The organism is Pseudoalteromonas sp. APC 3893 (genome assembly GCF_030408095.1).
Lineage (GTDB): Bacteria > Pseudomonadota > Gammaproteobacteria > Enterobacterales > Alteromonadaceae > Pseudoalteromonas.
Genome location: NZ_JASDCD010000003.1, coordinates 236,847 through 252,672 on the forward strand (window position 1 = coordinate 236,847; position 15,826 = coordinate 252,672).

A 15,826-nucleotide genomic window follows, 5' to 3' on the forward strand; every position below is an offset into this window, starting at 1 on the left:
TTATGTATTCTTTTTATTGTGGTTGGTATTTGGGTTTAATAGCTTACCAAAACGCTGTGCCAAAGCGGGTAATTCTTTTTCGGTTAATGGCGTTTCTAATTTATGTAAGTAATTAATACTATGAGGTGTCACGCCAAGTAAATGTTGGCAATTATCAATTTCAACAACCATTAAACGTTCACGGGTACTTAAAGGAAGGCTTCGCACCACTTTAAACTCTTCACTATTCGCCAAATTGGGGTTTAGTTTTTTAACCAGAAATGCCAGTACCACAATCAGTACCAGTACCATGATTAACGACATCGCCATTGAGACAACGTCTCCCATCGGCGTAGCCGAGGGAGTTACTGTGCTTGTAGCTGCGGAAAGTAAAAACCAGCCACTCATCGTAATTTTTTGATCCGCTCTACTTGGCTAATTACATCCGTTAAGCGAATACCAAATTTGTCGTTTACCACAACCACTTCACCATGAGCAATAAGCGTACCATTAACTAACACATCTAACGGTTCACCTGCGACACGGTCAAGCTCAACCACTGAACCTTGGTTTAACTGCAATAAGTTACGAATATTTATTTTAGAACGCCCTACTTCCATCGAAATAGTCACCGGTATATCTAAAATTGTGTCGAGCTTACGCTTTTCTTCATTGCTCATTTCGTGCTTAGCGTCACTTAACTCATCCAGTTCAGCAACCTTTGCATCGCCACCTTCGTCTGCACCTTCAGCTTCGGCTAAGGCTGCAGCCCATTCGTCCATCGTATCTTGGTCATCACTCATACTTAAAAACCTTAATCTTTACCAGTCTAAATCCACACCTTCAGAAAGGTGTAAATCGTCTTCTAATTCTGCTAATTCTGCATCTGAATCGAGTTTTTTACCACCTTTTGTAAAGACGTGTAATTCTGATTTGACAGATTCAGGGCGTTTAATTTTTTCACTAATTTGCAGTGCGACATTATCCCGTGAGCGGCCCATTTTAGCTCTAAATGTAGGCAGTTCTTCTACAAAAACAGTTATATGCTCTGGCATCTCAACTGGAATGATATCACCGGCTTTAAGCTCCATAATTTGTTCTAAGCTTAAATCCACTTCTAATAATTGCGTTGAAAGCTCAACCTCTACATCCATGATTTCATCACGTAATGCTTTACTCCAACGTAAATCAGTGTCTTCGGTGTCAGATTGCACACCAGCATCAAGCAACTCTCTGATTGGCTCGAGCATAGAGTAAGGTAAAGCAATATGAAAATCGCCGCCACCGCCATCAAGTTCAATATGAAATGAACTGATCACCACAACTTCTGTTGGGCTAACAATGTTTGCCATGGCAGGGTTTACCTCTGAATCGAGGTATTCAAAAGACACATCCATCACCGGTGCCCATGCTTCTTTATAATCTTCAAAGATTATTTTCAACAGCATTTGCACTATACGGCGCTCTGTAGGGGTAAACTCACGCCCTTCAATTTTGGCATGATAGCGACCATCTCCACCAAAGAAGTTATCAACCAAAATAAACACTAACCGTGCTTCCATGGTGATTAAGCCTGTGCCTTTTAATGGGCGAAAACGCACCATGTTTAAACTTGTTGGTACAAAGAGAGTGTGAATATACTCCCCGAACTTTATCATTTGCACACCGTTGATTGATACTTCGGCGGTGCGGCGCATCATATTAAATAAACTGATCCGCATGTGGCGGGCAAACCGTTCATTGACGATTTCCAGCGTCGGCATTCTACCGCGAACAATACGGTCTTGTGATGAGAAGTCATATTGTAGCGTATTGCCACCATCCCCTTCATCACCGTCTTGTATATCTTCCTCTTCAACCTCATCAACACCGTGTAATAGCGCATCAATTTCGTCTTGGGATAATAAATCGCTCACGCGGACCCCTTATTGCATTACAAAGCCGGTAAATAACACCCGCTCAATTACTTTGCTGCCTTCAACATCATTCAATGCCGTTTGTACTTTTTCAAGTGCTGCTACACGCAAGCTTTCTTTACCTTCACTCGTGCCTAGCTCATCGGCTGTGGTAGTAGAAAATACACTTAATATTGTCCCTTCAATAAGTGGTATATGCTTTTTAGCTATTTCTTCATTTACGTCACCACGGACCAATAATTGTACTTTAATCTGCACCACACGGTCTCTGCTGGCACCGGGTACATTAAAAACAAACGGCCTAGGCATAGCTACATATAAAGCACTACCTATTTGTGCTGAATCAGAATTGTTCACCTCTTCACTAGTAACAGTTTCATCAGCCAAAGTTTCAGCAGGTTCATCTGAGCCTGATAGGAAGAAATAACCAGCGCCGCCCGCAATAACAAGCAATATCACTGCGATTATGATAATAAGCTTTTTTTTACTTTTTCCACCATCTTCGATTTCTAAATTTGCTTCTTCAGCCATGATAATTCCTTTGCGTCTTAATGACCCAGCAAGTTATTTATTTTTATATCATTATAATAGCAGGTGTTAGGCATAGTAATCTATTGATGATGAAGATTGTTGCTTGATATTGTTAGTAGATGCTTGAATATCTGTCGATTCATCATCATTTTCAGCATTATTTGCAAGTTGACCTTGAGCATTTTGCTGCTGTTGTTCTGCCATGTTTTCTTGGCTATCACCTTGCTGAATACTACTTTCTCCGAGTTCTATGCCTTGCTCCGCAAGCATTTCACGTAATTTAGGCATAGATTGCTCAAGCGCTTCTTTTGCTTGTTGGTTTTGAACCACAAAGTTTATTTGTGCTTGTTCCGCATCACTGCGAATACGAATTTGCATGCTGCCCATTTCTGGCGGATCTAAACGAATTTCAGCTTCCTTATTATTAATATTTAATAAGGCACTAACGCGCTCTTGCAATAATTTAGCTGCATCACTCTTAACAATATTTAGTGCCTGTAGCATAGTAGGGTCAACATTTATTTGTTTGCTCTGAGATGTAGCGGTCGTTTGCTGCGCATTAAGCACTTGCATATCAGTAAATTCTTGCTGATAACGCTGCTCAATAACCTCATTCATCCCCGTCACTACAGAGCTTGTAATTTGATTCGTTGCAGTCGTAATTTGAGCGAATAGCTGATTTGTTCGAGTTACAGCTGTGTCGCGAGGAGTTAATGCTTCTGCGTTATCTTTATCAACGATGACTTGCTCTTTAACAATACTTTGCACAGCAGACTGTTTATTAGCTTGCTCTTGGCTCAATGCACTGCCCGCAGCACTATGTACCGGTGCTGCTTTGCTTGATTCAACGGGTGTACTATTTGCCGCTTGTGTAAGCGTTTGTGCGTTCAGTTGTGGCTCTTTTATCGTTGTAACCGACTTACCTTCGAGCTCAGCCAAAGCAGCATTAACTTTATTTAATACGGCACCTTGCGGTTTTTCAGTCGCGATAAATTGATTTAACTGTTTAGCTAACACTTGCTTTTCTGGCGCTGAAAGGCTCGCTATTTCATCACTTAATTGCGTAGTATCCATTGTTGTATTTACAGTTACATTTTTTATTGCTGGGTTAGCATCATTGTTACTCACTATAAATTGAGCAATGGTCTGCTTTAATACTGAGATACTTTGTGGTGTCGCCCCTAGGGCTGGCAAGCTTTCTGCTTGCGTTTGTAATTGTGTACGCTGCTCAGTGCTTAAACTTGCAAGTAATTTATCATCCGTTAATGACGTACTTTCATCTGCTTTTAGTAATGTTTGAACAGCTTGAGTAACGTCTGGACTTTTAGCTATCGCTGATGTCACTACTGAGGGTTTATCCGCTGCTGAGTTAACCTGCGTTTGCGTTGCTGTAACGGCCTCTTTTAATACTTTTACTACATCAGGTGTTTGCGTCAGAGTTTTGTCAACCACAGGGCTTTCAGTTGTATTCGCCACGCTACTTGCTTTTTCTGTATTGCTAACATCGTCCAATTCAGCCAATTTACTTTGACCTGTTGATGATGGTAATGTAACGTCAGCTAAAACTTTGGCTTCACCATTATGCGATGATTTTGCCATCTCAGTCTTAACAGATTCATTCTCACTATTAGTTGCAGTACCAACGAACTTCCCTTCAAGCGATTTAGGGTTTACAGGCTCTTTATTCAAAATAGTAGATTCAGCTGCATCTTTTACTTGGTCTGAACCCTGTGCTGTTGTAACAGAATTAATTAAAGCCTCTTTGTCTGAGTTAACCTTATCAACAATGGGTGTCACAGCATCACCTGGGTCGCCTTTATAATTAACTTCTTTACCAATCGCTTCAGCAATAACTGTTTTATCACTTGTTACAGCAAGCTTATTCTCACTGCTATCATCTTCGAGTGGTGAATCAATAATTGGGGTAACCGCATCAATAGGGCGTGGTGCATTGACTTTTACCAACTCAGGATCTAGCTGCTCTTTTGAGTACTTGTCCAATAAATCGCTGACAGAGTTACTCTCAGCATCTTGACTGTCATCTTCAAGTGGCGGGTCAATAATTGGGGTTACAGCATCAATAGGGCGTGGTGCATTTACTTTAACCAAACCTGGATCTAGTTTTTCTTGAGCATATTTATCTAATAGGTCAATTACAGAAGTTGCCGGTTTATCAGTTGATGTGGTCTTTACACTGGTATCTAAATTATTTGCAGCATTAATTTGTGCAAGCATATCGTCACCTGATATTTCAGGTTTATCTTGCTCTTTTTTTATTTCATCTTGATCTAACTTGACCTCTTCGGGGTCTCGCTGCTCGGCTGTATTTGATTTTTTATTTGGTGTTTCAACAGCATTATTAGCACTTTGCAATTGGCTGAAAAAATCACTACCAGAGATCTGACCATCTTCGGTGTTGTTTTGATGCACCTGATCTTTGTTAGCTAATTTAGCATCTGGCTCTGCTGATATGAGTACTGATAATTCGCTAATCGACATAATTCACCTACATTAAACGTGGCAATTTGCCGCCGCAGTTTGCCAATATAAAGACTTCATAAATGAATAAAGCAATTTATATGCCTAAATTGTTATTAGTTCACAAGGCTTGGCGTTTTTGAAAGAATTGATTGGAGGAAAACTCATCAAGCATTTTTTGTTCATTCTTTAAAATTAGTGCATTCGCTTTTTGCTGCTGCTTCTCGATGAGCTTAGCAACTGCTTTGGCCTTTATTTGCTGCTTTAACCACAAACTTTGCCGCTGGGTAACAACTTGCTTTGCTGTACTTACAGTGCTCGCTTGCTGGCGAATAGCTTCTTCTATTTTTGCGATAAAAGCATGATATTGACTAAACCCTGCACTACTCAAACCAGATTGGCCTTTGACGTGAAGTTGCTGTGTATACTCCATGCGAAAATCATTTAATCCTTGGAGCTTTTGCTGATTAGCTTGAAAATGTTGTTGCGCTTGCAAATAATTCATTCGCAACGACTCTTCTTTGTCTTTTTCTAATTTCAGCAATAGATCGAGTTTATTCTTTGCCATTATGCTTGTCCTAATAATTGGGCAAGCCCTTGCAAGCCATCATCATAACTAATCACATCTTTCATACCTTGCTGCAAAAATGCGTTTACTCTTGGCATCATATTTATAGCCTGATCAAGCATTTGATCAGTGCCCTTTTGGTAGGCACCTAAGGTGATCATGTCTTTATTTTGTTGATACATGGAATACACTTGTTTTAATACTCTCGCTTGCTGCATATGGGGCTCTGAAACAACTTGCGGCATAACCCGCGAGATAGACTTTTCAATATCAATTGCAGGATAATGACCGCTATCGGCTAAATCTCTTGATAACACAATGTGACCATCTAAAATCGCGCGAGCAGCATCGGCTATTGGGTCTTGCATGTCATCCCCTTCGCTTAGCACAGTAAAAAATGCCGTTATTGAGCCCTGCCCTTCACCACCATTCCCAGCGCGCTCCACCAGCGCGGGCAGTTTAGCAAACACTGAAGGCGGGTAACCTTTGGTTGCAGGCGGCTCACCAACAGCTAACGCTATTTCACGCTGTGCCATGGCATAACGCGTCACTGAATCCAGCAGCAATAGAACGTTTAAACCTTGATCGCGAAAATACTCTGCAATAGTCACTGCACTTTCGCACCCTTTAAGGCGCATAAGCGGTGAGGCATCTGCTGGAGCTGCAACCACTACGGATCGCTTGCGCCCTTCAACGCCTAAAATCTCTTCGATAAATTCTTTAACTTCACGGCCACGCTCGCCCACTAAACCAACGACGATAACATCGGCCTCAGAGCCTCGGGTCATCATACCCAGTAAAACAGACTTACCCACACCAGAACCTGCAAACAAGCCCATTCGTTGGCCCTGACCTACTGTAATAACTGAGTTAATCGCGCGCACGCCAACATCCATAGGCTGACTGATTGGTCTACGAGACAGGGGATTAATAGTGTTTTGGGCAAATTTTAAATGATGCTCTGCGTTTATCGGCCCTAAACCATCCAATGGGCGCCCTAAACCATCTACAACCCGGCCAAGTAAACACATACCAACCGGCAAGCCAGTTTCATTTACTTGCGGTATAACCCGTGCACCTGGCAACACACCTGATATATGATCATTGGGCATTAAGTAGAGGGTTTGGTCGTTAAAACCAACTATTTCAGCATCAACAAAGCCATGCATGGTTTCGATTTTACATTGGCTGCCTACAGGGGCTCTAAGCCCCTTAGCTTCCAAAGTAAGGCCTACAACGCGTGTAAGAATGCCCGCGACAGCCGGTGCTGGGCTGTGAATATGTTTTTGGTAGTCTTGTAAGCGTTCGCTTAATGGCCGAAGTTGAGAACTCATTGCAAACCAATTATTGAGTTAGATACCACTACTATGCAAAAAACTATCCAACGTTTCTTTGACGCGTGTTTTCATCGTCATATCAATGGATGATTGAGGGGTTTTAACTTGGCAACCACCACGCTCTAAGGTTGGCTCTGGCACAAGTTGCCAATTACTTTGCGATAGTGCTTGTTCACCATAACTGCTTTTAACTAATTCGATATCGTCAGGGTTTAGGTGAATACGCACACTTTGTTGTTGCTCTCCGAGCGCATCAATAGCGTGTTTTAAGCTATGTAAGAGCACATTCGGCGAGGTTTTAACTTCTTGATAAATTAATGCTTCAGCCAGCATCACCGCCAGTTGAATTAATTGCTTTTCCGCATCTTCGTCAACTTTATCAAGGGGGGCTGTTAAGCTATCAAGCAGTGTTTTTAAGCCCGTTAACTGCTCTTCAATTAATGGCTTAACCTCTTCATGGCCTTGAGTTTTACCCAGTTCAACACCTTCTTTGTAGCCTGCTTCTTTGCCTTCTGATACACCTTTTTCAAAGCCATCAATATAACCTTGTTCATGGCCTTGCTTTAAACCTTCTTCATACGCATCTTGGCGAATACGCTCCAGTTCAGCCATCGTTAAATTAGGTAACTCTTCTTCTGCTTCAGGCTCTTCAATCGGTTCTTTAACTTCTTTTTTGTAAAGCTCTGCGAGTGGCGTACCAAATGCCGTTGAACGACCATCGTATTTGCGTGTATCTTGAGTTACATCTGGGATAGGCCAGTTTTCTAATAACTCATCAACCGCCTCATTTGCATGCAATGGCCGACCTTGAGTTGAGCGAGGTTTATTCATGGTTTACAAGAACTCCTCGCCACCGCCGCCACCAAGCATAATTTCACCTGAATCAGCTAAACGGCGAGCTGTTGATAGTATTTCTTTTTGTGCAGCTTCTACTTCACTAATCCGCACCGGTGCCATCGCCTCCAAGTCATCCGCAAGCATGTCGGCAGCACGTTTTGACATATTACCCAATATTTTATCTTTTAATGCTTCGTCCGTACCTTTAATCGCTTTCATCAGTACATCTTGTTGTACTTCACGTAAGATAGCTTGTATGCCTCTATCTTCGACATCCATTAAGTTTTCAAATACAAACATTAAATCTTGAATTTGTTGTGACATTTCTTCGTCATGCTCACGGATAGAGTCCATGAGTTGACCTTCAACATTGGTATCTAGGTAGTTCATTATATCAGCAGCAGCTTTCAGGCCGCCCATTTTCGCAGCTTGTGCACCCGCTTGACCTGCAAATTGTTTTTCCATGATCTCGTTAAGTTCTTGCAGTGCTGCAGGTTGAACTTCTTCAAGGTTAGCAATACGCATGGTTAAATCTAAGCGCACTTTTTCTGGGAATTGCGCTAAGATTTCAGCAGATTGCTCTGGTTCCAAATATGATAAAACAATGGTTTGAATTTGCGGATGCTCGTTACGAATAATATTGGCTACTTGTTTTGAGTCCATCCACTTTAATGAATCCAAGCCTTTCGCGCCTGATCCCATAACTATTTGATCAATTAAGCTGGCGGCTTTGTCTTCACCTAATGCAGCAGTAAGTGCTTTTTTTATAAAGTCTTCAGATTGGAAGCCAATAGTACTAAAGCTTTGTATTTGCTCAATAAATAAATTATGTACAGCACTTATTTTAGCCTGCGACAAATCATCTATTGCCGCCATTGCCATACCTACTTTTTGCACTTGCTTCGGCTCTAAGTGCTTAAGTATTTGCGCTGCATCTTCTTCCGATAAGCTCAACAGTAAGATTGCCGCTTTGTCTACACCATCTAGTTTATCAACATCAAATGCAGCGGGTAGTTGTTTTTGTTCTAAATCTTGATCAGTCATCTTCGCTTAACCACGCTTTCACAACCTGTGAGGATAGTTCTGGTTCATTTGCTACAAGGGCACGAACAGCTTTAAGTAAGTCTTCGTCGCCATGTAAGTCTGGTAATTGCAGTGTACCATCACTTGAGAAGCCAACCGAAGCAGAATCAAAATCTTTATTTAGCATATCTAGCGTGTTATCGCCAATATCAACACCTGAGCTTAGTGCATCATCATCATATTCTTCAAGTGTGTCGTCAGGGTAAATTAAACGTTTCAGCATAGGTTTAACCACAGCCATAATCAATACGATAATAACTAATGCGCCGAGTACTAAACGAACAACCTTCATGAACCAGCTTTGCTCCCAAAGTGGTACTTCTTCTAACACGTCTAATTGCTCACGAACAAAAGGAACCGTAACGACTTCTAATGCATCACCACGCTGTAAATCAAAGCCAACCCCACCTTGTAATAAACGACGGATATTTGACAGTGCTTCAACTGAGCGCGGTACCATAGTGGTTTCACCGTTTTCACCCACAGTGGGCAAGTAATCCACCGCAACTGACACACTGATACGGCGAATAACACCTGTTTGCTGACGCTTATGTGAAATTGTAGTATCTAGCTCATAGTTACGGGTCGCTTCTTTATGACTTCTGCTCGGAGATGTACCTGTACCCGCTCCTCCTTGCCCCGCAATTTCAGGGATATCCGAATTGACTGGTGGTTGGTTTGTCAATGCACCTGGGATACCTACCGCAAGTCCACCAATGTTATTTTCTTCAAAGGTTGTTTCGCTACGTACTGCAGGTAAATCTGGGTTATAACGCTTTTGTGTTTCTTCAACTGCACTAAAGTCCATGCTTAAATCAACTTGCGCAGTATAATTGCCCATACCAACTACAGGCATTAAGATGCTGTCAATTTTTTGTAGATACTCTTGCTCACGTTTACGTTCAATATCGTATTCTTTACGCGAACGTGCCGCTAATGAGCTTTGCGAACCTGAATTAAGTAAACGGCCATTTTGGTCAGTCACTGTGACTCGTGCTGGTGATAGGCCCTGCACCGCGGAGGCAATAATATCAACAATTGAGTCAACTTCTTCACTATCAAGCATTCTGCCGCGCTTGAGTGTTAAAACCACTGTAGCAGAAGGTTCTTTTTCACGACGAGCAAACACATTTTCTTTTGGAATGGCGAGTAATACCTTAGCACGGGTGACGTTTTTTAATTCTTCAATAGTACGCGCTAACTGCTGTTCACGACCATGCTTTAAGCGCTCACGCTCTAAGCGTTGACTCACACCAAAACCCATGTCTTGCATTATAATATCAGTGCCAGAACTCGGCGCTTGATCTAACCCTTCACGGGTCATAAGCAGTTTAATATTCTGATATTCACCCTCTGCAACTGAAATGACATTGCCATCCAGCTCATATTCAATCTTTTGCGCATCTAAAAAATCCAGGGTTTGAATTAACTCTTCTGTCGGCATTTTACCCAGCGGACGCATATCTGGCTGACGAGCCCAAATAATCACAAAAATTGCGATAGCTAAGCAAATAGCAAGGGCGATGATCAAAGTCACTTGGCGCAATACATCAACACCATTTAATGCGCTTAAGTAGCCTGACTTTTGCTCTTGTTGATCGTCATTATCAGCTTGGTCGATACCGCCGCCAGCTAATGCAAGGTCTGTTGATTGATTAGATTGCGCCACAATAATTCTCCACTACCTAATTAAACAGGCATGTTCATGATTTCTTTATAAGACTCAACAAGCTTATTACGAACTTGCACTGTCGCCTCAAAAGCAACCGATGACTTTTGTGATGCAATCATCACTTCAGCAAGAGATACACTGCGATCGCCCATTTCTAAAGCCGTTACTTTTTGTTTTGCTTCTTGCTGATGATTATTAACTGTATCGAGTGCATTCGTTAATAAGTCACCAAATTGTGCAGATGAAGTGGGTTGTGTTTGCGTTGGAATTACATTGCTGGTGTTACTACGGCCTGCTTCTAGAGCCATAGACTGCATTTCTTGGAATAACGCGCTATTTTGAATTTTCATAATTATCTCTGACGTTGCACTTTACTAACAACTTAACAAGCACAAAACGTGCCATAAAACAAAATAATAAAATTCAATAAGTTAGCGTTTATTTTCAATGTCAGAGTTTTGACATAGCAACGCCCAGCAGTGCTGAGCGTTACTATATAATGGAGCCCATTGAGGGGTTAGGCTGGTAATGCAATTCCTAAGTCGCGCATTTGTGCTAATTTATAACGTAGTGTTCGAGGACTTATGCCAAGAGTTTCGGCTACGTCTTTACGCTTACCTTGGCAACGGGTAAGGGTTTCCAAAATAATACGATGCTCTTTGTCTTTGAGTTCATCTTTATAAGTACCAGAGTCTAAGCTTGGTAACTCCCCCACAGGCTCTATCGACTCAGTTTTTGCAGCAATCGCTGGTGCAACGGCATCATAGTAAACCTCATTCGTTGTAGCTGGTTTACCAACAAACGGGGTGACAGTTAAATTCTCAATGAAAATAGCACTTTCATCGATGACTTCACCTTGGCGTAAGATCAACGCCCGCTGAATCACATTATCGAGCTCACGTACATTGCCCGGCCATGCATGAGAGAGTAATTTTTGCTGTGCTTTTTCACTAAGCTGCGCGAGTGATTCTTTACTTTTAGTTAAATGACGTTCAATTAAATGCTTTGCTAACACTATAATGTCACCAGGGCGCTCACATAATGGTCGCCACATTAACGGAAATACATTGAGTCTGTAATATAAATCTTCTCTAAACTTATGCTCACTTACTGCCTCTTTTAAATCTCTATTACTAGTTGCAAGTACTCGCACATCAAGCTTAATTGTTTTACGCCCACCTAAACGTTCTACTTCACGCTCTTGCAATACACGTAGCAGCTTTGCTTGAAGGCTTAAGTCCATTTCGGTGATTTCATCCAGTAATATAGTACCGCCTTGGGCTTGCTCGAACTTACCAGGACAAGCCTGAATAGCCCCGGTAAACGCGCCTTTTTCATAACCGAATAAAGTGGCTTCGAGCATATTTTCAGGTATGGCAGCACAGTTAATTGCCACAAATGGTTCATTCGAGCGCTCTGACTTATCGTGAATATAACGAGCTAACACCTCTTTACCAGAGCCACTTGGGCCTAACACCATAACGCTGGCATCAGATTTTGCCACTTTACTGGCAAGCTCTAATAACTGAATACTTGATGGGTCTGCAACAATGGGACCGTCAGTTTCTTTTTCTGGCTCTGGCAAGTAACGACTCACCATATTTAATAGCACTTCAGGCGCAAATGGTTTTGCCATGTAATCAATAGCCCCCAAGCGCATGGCTTCAACTGCATCATCGATAGTGGCGTATGCTGTCATCATGAGTACAGGTAAATCTGGGTAGTTTAAATTAATGCTGCGCAATAAATCGAGCCCGCTCATCGCGCCCATTTGAACATCACTGACCACTAGCGAAAAACTGTCTTTTTTTAGTAGCAACATTGCTTGCTCAGCACTGTCGGCTGCAACACATGCAATACCCGACATTTCTAATGTGTCAATCAGTGCTTCACGAAGACCTGCGTCATCCTCAACAACTAAAATAGTGTTATTACTCATAATGCCTCCACCGGTTTAGAATCAGTACAAATAGGCAGTAATATGCTAAAACATGCTCCGCCCTCAGTATTATTGGTAACTTCAACTCTGCCTTGATGAGCACTCGCTACGGAGCTAACAACAGCTAAGCCAAGGCCTGTCCCCTGACTTTTAGTAGTAAAGAAAGGTTCAAAAAGTTTTTCAGCTTGACTCATATCAACCCCAGGCCCGTTATCGCATACACTAATACGCACATGGTCGTCTAAATGGCTGTCTCGAACTGCATTTACACGCACTAAGGCACCTGAGCCAATTACTTGAATGCTGTTATGAATTAAATTTTGAATCGCACTGGCTAAGGCCGTTTTATTACCCATAATGGCAATATCAGGCTCCGGTAAATTAACCTCAAGATCACTATTATTAAGTGCAACCATGGCATCAGCACCTGCTTTTACTTCGCTAAGAAGTTGCTGCATAGACACTTGCTCGACAACTTGTTGGTCACCGCTTTTTGCAAACAGCAGCATGTCATTCACTTGTGTTTCAAGATCTTTCAAGCGCGACATGAGCTTAGTATGAAAATTACCACGAGAAGTTTCAGGTAAACGTTTAGAGCCCAAATTAGCTGCGTATAACATAGCTGCAGATAACGGTGTGCGAACTTGATGTGCTAATGACGCCACCATTTTACCTAACGCACTCAAGCGCTGCATGTGAGCCACACGCGTTTGTAAGCGCCGTGTTTCGGTTAAATCAGTCATTAGTATTAGCTGGCCAGGCTCTGGTGCCAATGCCGTAATATCTAACTTGATTAACCGACCATCTTTTAATGAAACTTCATGGCCATCATCTTGTTGAGGACGAAAAGAGCGCTGGATTATACTAAACCATTTCTCGCCTTCGAGCGGTTCACCTAGCATATCAATGGCAATTTGATTAGCTTTAGCAATCATGCCACGACCATCTAACACAATAACGCCAGCAGGCATGGTATCAACCAAATGACTTAACCAACTCGCTTGTTGACGAAGCTCGCTAAGCTCTCCCACGTACTCTTCTTGTTGCAGGCATGGGTTATATTGATTAGCTGTGATAAATTGTGGTTTCAACACGTTTGCAAGTGCCATAGTAAACTCTCATAAAGGTTCTCTATGGTGGTAAATGCACGATCTATACCAAAATTATATTAACTAAAATTCATAAGCTTAGCTTTAAATTAACGCGACAATAAACTGACACAAGGAAAACACACTATGGCTAAAAATGTACAGTGTCGTTGCCCATGGCTTGATACTTCAAAACAAGATTATGTAACCTACCACGATGAAGAATGGGGAGTGCCTTTGTATGACGACCAAAAGTTATTTGAGTTTATAACGCTCGAATCAGCCCAAGCGGGGCTTAGTTGGTACACAATATTAAAAAAGCGTGATGGCTATCGCCGCGCGTTTGCAAATTTTGATGTTAAAACCGTAGCCTCATTTAGTGAAGCTGATATAGAGCGCTTAATGCTCGATGAGAGTATTGTGCGTAACCGGCTAAAAATCAGTGCAACAATCAACAATGCAAAGCGTTTTTTAGAAATTCAACAAGAGTTTGGCAGTTTTAGTAATTACCAATGGCAGTTTGTCGACAACCAGCCACAAGTCAGTAATTTAAATGAATTAAGTGACTACCCCGCCATTACTGAAGCATCAACGGCTTTCGCTAAGGATTTAAAAAAACGCGGCTTTAAGTTTTTAGGCCCAACTACAGTTTACGCGCACATGCAGGCATCCGGTATGGTAAACGATCACAGTAATGATTGTTTTAGAAAAGCTGAGATTATTGAAAAATATTAAGGGCTAAGTGTTAGGTACTAGGTACTAGGTACTAGGTGAAAGTTTAAAGGCTCGTTTTAACCTATCACGAATTAATCTCGTGATAGGTTATATTTTTTCATTTTTTCAACAAGGGTTGTACGTCTTACCCCTAGTATCTCAGCGGCGCGAGCAACCACGTAATCATAACGCTCTAGTGCTTGAGTAATAAGGCTTATTTCAAGCTCAGCTAAGTAGTCTTTTAATTCAATACCTTCATCAGGTAATAGCCCCGAATCAGACAAAGCTACTTCAATCTCAGGCTCTTCATCGTAATCACTAAAGCCCGTACTAAAAATATCATTAAACGCGTCACGTTCCATCAGCTCTTCAGGGTATTGAGGCTCGTAGGCATCAACTTCAATATAACGATACTTTGCAGGAAGATCTGGCACATCAACGACCTTCTCAGGAAACATAATCACCATGCGCTCGACTAGATTTGCAAGCTCACGAATATTACCCGGCCATGCGTGTTCTTTAAGGCTTTCAATGGCACGCTCAGTAAATTTAGCTGTGGTACCACTTTGCTCATTTACACGGCGCATTAATTCTTTTAGTAAAAGCGGTATGTCATCAGCCCGCTGTGAAAGAGATGGGTTTTCGATAGGAAAGACATTTAAACGATAATATAAATCTTCACGAAATGAACCTTGCTCAATCATATCTTCAAGGTTTCGGTGAGTCGCCGCAATAATACGCACATCAGCTTGTATCGCTTTCGTTCCACCAACACGTTCGTAGCTGCGCTCTTGTAACACGCGTAAAAGTTTTACCTGCATTTGCAGGGGCATATCGCCGATTTCATCTAAAAACAGCGTACCACCTTGAGCAAGTTCGAAACGACCTTTACGGGCTGAAATAGCTCCTGTAAAAGCACCTTTTTCATGCCCAAACAATTCACTTTCTAATAACTCACCGGGGATTGCACCGCAGTTTACTGGTACAAATGGCCCTGAATTACGTTTAGATAATAAATGTACATTGCGAGCAACCACTTCTTTACCCGTACCGGATTCACCTAATATAAGTACGTTTGCGTCAGTTTTAGCTACTTGCTCAATTAAAAAACGGACATCTTTAACTGCTTCTGTTTCACCAACTAACCCGTCAAACGACTTATGTGGCTTCTGGTGTTTGTGATCGCTTGGCAACATGCGTTGATATTGCTGACAATCATGCAAAAGTTGAGTAGTAACGTCGTGGTTAAATGGCTCAGAAATCAAACCCACTACATTAGCAATGCTCAGTAGTGGTTTTAAGGTCTCGCCAATCAATAAAAAAGGAACTGCAGGATAGCGCTTAATTAAGCTTTCATGATCAAACTCTTGTAACGCTCCCAAGATAACCATGCATTCTTGTTTTTGATAGTTATTGCACTCTTGTTCGAAATTTTGCTCGTCAAGGCTTAAAACAGCTTCACCAATAAATGTCAGTGAAGCATGTAAACCAATCGCACGATTATTATTATTATCTAGAATCAAGATCATTAGTCAGCGAACCACAGTTACAACAAGCTATTAGTAATTAAATTGTAAGCGAGTTTGAGAGGGATGCAAGCACTAAGCGACAGTTTTTTGACATCATTGCCAAAAAACTGCCACGAGTTAACTATAAGTAATACTTATGAATTACTTATAAAACA

Annotated in this window: 15 protein-coding genes; 1 reads left to right on the forward strand and 14 read right to left on the reverse strand. The window is 41.7% G+C overall.

Annotated elements, in window-relative coordinates; translation table 11 throughout:
* From fliO to QMA12_RS07190, 13 genes are all read right to left on the reverse strand, one after another.
* Complete coding sequence (gene fliO, locus QMA12_RS07130) at positions 1-387, reverse strand: flagellar biosynthetic protein FliO (protein ID WP_290210855.1); 387 nt, start codon at positions 385-387, stop codon at positions 1-3.
* Positions 384-782 carry a flagellar motor switch protein FliN gene (gene fliN / locus QMA12_RS07135; protein WP_087530875.1) on the reverse strand — a complete coding sequence of 133 codons (399 nt, stop codon included), beginning with the start codon at positions 780-782 and terminating at the stop codon, positions 384-386. Before fliN ends, fliO begins: the two co-directional genes overlap by 4 nt.
* An 18-nt stretch (positions 783-800) precedes the next feature.
* The gene (gene fliM, locus QMA12_RS07140) at positions 801-1,895 is read right to left on the reverse strand and encodes a flagellar motor switch protein FliM (RefSeq protein WP_087530876.1); all 1,095 of its coding nucleotides are present in this window, start codon (positions 1,893-1,895) and stop codon (positions 801-803) included.
* A gap of 9 nt (positions 1,896-1,904) precedes the next feature.
* Positions 1,905-2,426, reverse strand: coding sequence for a flagellar basal body-associated protein FliL (fliL, locus tag QMA12_RS07145; RefSeq protein ID WP_087530877.1), 522 nt, complete (start codon positions 2,424-2,426; stop codon positions 1,905-1,907).
* A gap of 66 nt (positions 2,427-2,492) precedes the next feature.
* On the reverse strand, positions 2,493-4,925 hold the full coding sequence (locus tag QMA12_RS07150) for a flagellar hook-length control protein FliK (protein WP_290210857.1): 2,433 nt from the start codon (positions 4,923-4,925) through the stop codon (positions 2,493-2,495).
* A 100-nt stretch (positions 4,926-5,025) separates the two neighbouring features.
* Positions 5,026-5,472: a flagellar export protein FliJ gene (fliJ, locus tag QMA12_RS07155; RefSeq protein WP_087530879.1), complete on the reverse strand. Its 447-nt coding sequence runs from the start codon at positions 5,470-5,472 to the stop codon at positions 5,026-5,028.
* Positions 5,472-6,806, reverse strand: coding sequence for a flagellar protein export ATPase FliI (gene fliI / locus QMA12_RS07160; protein ID WP_087530880.1), 1,335 nt, complete (start codon positions 6,804-6,806; stop codon positions 5,472-5,474). Before fliI ends, fliJ begins: the two co-directional genes overlap by 1 nt.
* 18 nt (positions 6,807-6,824) lie before the next feature.
* Positions 6,825-7,640 (reverse strand): flagellar assembly protein FliH, encoded by an 816-nt coding sequence (gene fliH, locus QMA12_RS07165; protein ID WP_290210858.1) that lies wholly within the window; start codon positions 7,638-7,640, stop codon positions 6,825-6,827.
* A 3-nt stretch (positions 7,641-7,643) separates the two neighbouring features.
* Positions 7,644-8,690, reverse strand: a complete 1,047-nt coding sequence (fliG, locus tag QMA12_RS07170; RefSeq protein WP_087530882.1) for a flagellar motor switch protein FliG — start codon at positions 8,688-8,690, stop codon at positions 7,644-7,646.
* Positions 8,683-10,398, reverse strand: a complete 1,716-nt coding sequence (fliF, locus tag QMA12_RS07175) for a flagellar basal-body MS-ring/collar protein FliF (protein WP_290210859.1) — start codon at positions 10,396-10,398, stop codon at positions 8,683-8,685. The genes fliG and fliF overlap by 8 nt, the downstream gene beginning before the upstream one ends.
* A 20-nt stretch (positions 10,399-10,418) precedes the next feature.
* Entirely contained in the window at positions 10,419-10,751 is a 333-nt protein-coding gene (gene fliE, locus QMA12_RS07180) for a flagellar hook-basal body complex protein FliE (protein ID WP_290210860.1), read from the reverse strand.
* A 167-nt stretch (positions 10,752-10,918) separates the two neighbouring features.
* Complete coding sequence (locus QMA12_RS07185; RefSeq protein ID WP_290210861.1) at positions 10,919-12,340, reverse strand: sigma-54 dependent transcriptional regulator; 1,422 nt, start codon at positions 12,338-12,340, stop codon at positions 10,919-10,921.
* Entirely contained in the window at positions 12,337-13,449 is a 1,113-nt protein-coding gene (locus QMA12_RS07190) for an ATP-binding protein (RefSeq protein ID WP_087530886.1), read from the reverse strand. The genes QMA12_RS07185 and QMA12_RS07190 overlap by 4 nt, the downstream gene beginning before the upstream one ends.
* 126 nt (positions 13,450-13,575) lie before the next feature.
* Between QMA12_RS07190 and QMA12_RS07195 the strand changes: the two genes are divergently transcribed.
* On the forward strand, positions 13,576-14,163 hold the full coding sequence (locus tag QMA12_RS07195) for a DNA-3-methyladenine glycosylase I (protein ID WP_290210862.1): 588 nt from the start codon (positions 13,576-13,578) through the stop codon (positions 14,161-14,163).
* A gap of 71 nt (positions 14,164-14,234) precedes the next feature.
* On the opposite strand, the gene QMA12_RS07200 is transcribed toward QMA12_RS07195, so the two are convergent.
* Positions 14,235-15,671, reverse strand: coding sequence for a sigma-54-dependent Fis family transcriptional regulator (locus tag QMA12_RS07200; RefSeq protein ID WP_290210863.1), 1,437 nt, complete (start codon positions 15,669-15,671; stop codon positions 14,235-14,237).
* Positions 15,672-15,826 lie beyond the last annotated feature (155 nt).

Excerpts from the sequence above, each read along its gene's own strand:
- fliL (WP_087530877.1), bottom strand. The coding sequence starts at position 2,426 with ATGGCTGAAGAAGCAAATTTAGAAATCGAAGATGGTGGAAAAAGTAAA.
- QMA12_RS07195 (WP_290210862.1), top strand. The coding sequence starts at position 13,576 with ATGGCTAAAAATGTACAGTGTCGTTGCCCATGGCTTGATACTTCAAAA.
- fliH (WP_290210858.1), bottom strand. The coding sequence starts at position 7,640 with ATGAATAAACCTCGCTCAACTCAAGGTCGGCCATTGCATGCAAATGAG.
- fliJ (WP_087530879.1), bottom strand. The coding sequence starts at position 5,472 with ATGGCAAAGAATAAACTCGATCTATTGCTGAAATTAGAAAAAGACAAA.
- fliE (WP_290210860.1), bottom strand. The coding sequence starts at position 10,751 with ATGAAAATTCAAAATAGCGCGTTATTCCAAGAAATGCAGTCTATGGCT.
- fliG (WP_087530882.1), bottom strand. The coding sequence starts at position 8,690 with ATGACTGATCAAGATTTAGAACAAAAACAACTACCCGCTGCATTTGAT.
- QMA12_RS07200 (WP_290210863.1), bottom strand. The coding sequence starts at position 15,671 with ATGATCTTGATTCTAGATAATAATAATAATCGTGCGATTGGTTTACAT.
- QMA12_RS07190 (WP_087530886.1), bottom strand. The coding sequence starts at position 13,449 with ATGGCACTTGCAAACGTGTTGAAACCACAATTTATCACAGCTAATCAA.
- QMA12_RS07150 (WP_290210857.1), bottom strand. The coding sequence starts at position 4,925 with ATGTCGATTAGCGAATTATCAGTACTCATATCAGCAGAGCCAGATGCT.
- fliO (WP_290210855.1), bottom strand. The coding sequence starts at position 387 with ATGAGTGGCTGGTTTTTACTTTCCGCAGCTACAAGCACAGTAACTCCC.
- fliI (WP_087530880.1), bottom strand. The coding sequence starts at position 6,806 with ATGAGTTCTCAACTTCGGCCATTAAGCGAACGCTTACAAGACTACCAA.
- fliN (WP_087530875.1), bottom strand. The coding sequence starts at position 782 with ATGAGTGATGACCAAGATACGATGGACGAATGGGCTGCAGCCTTAGCC.
- QMA12_RS07185 (WP_290210861.1), bottom strand. The coding sequence starts at position 12,340 with ATGAGTAATAACACTATTTTAGTTGTTGAGGATGACGCAGGTCTTCGT.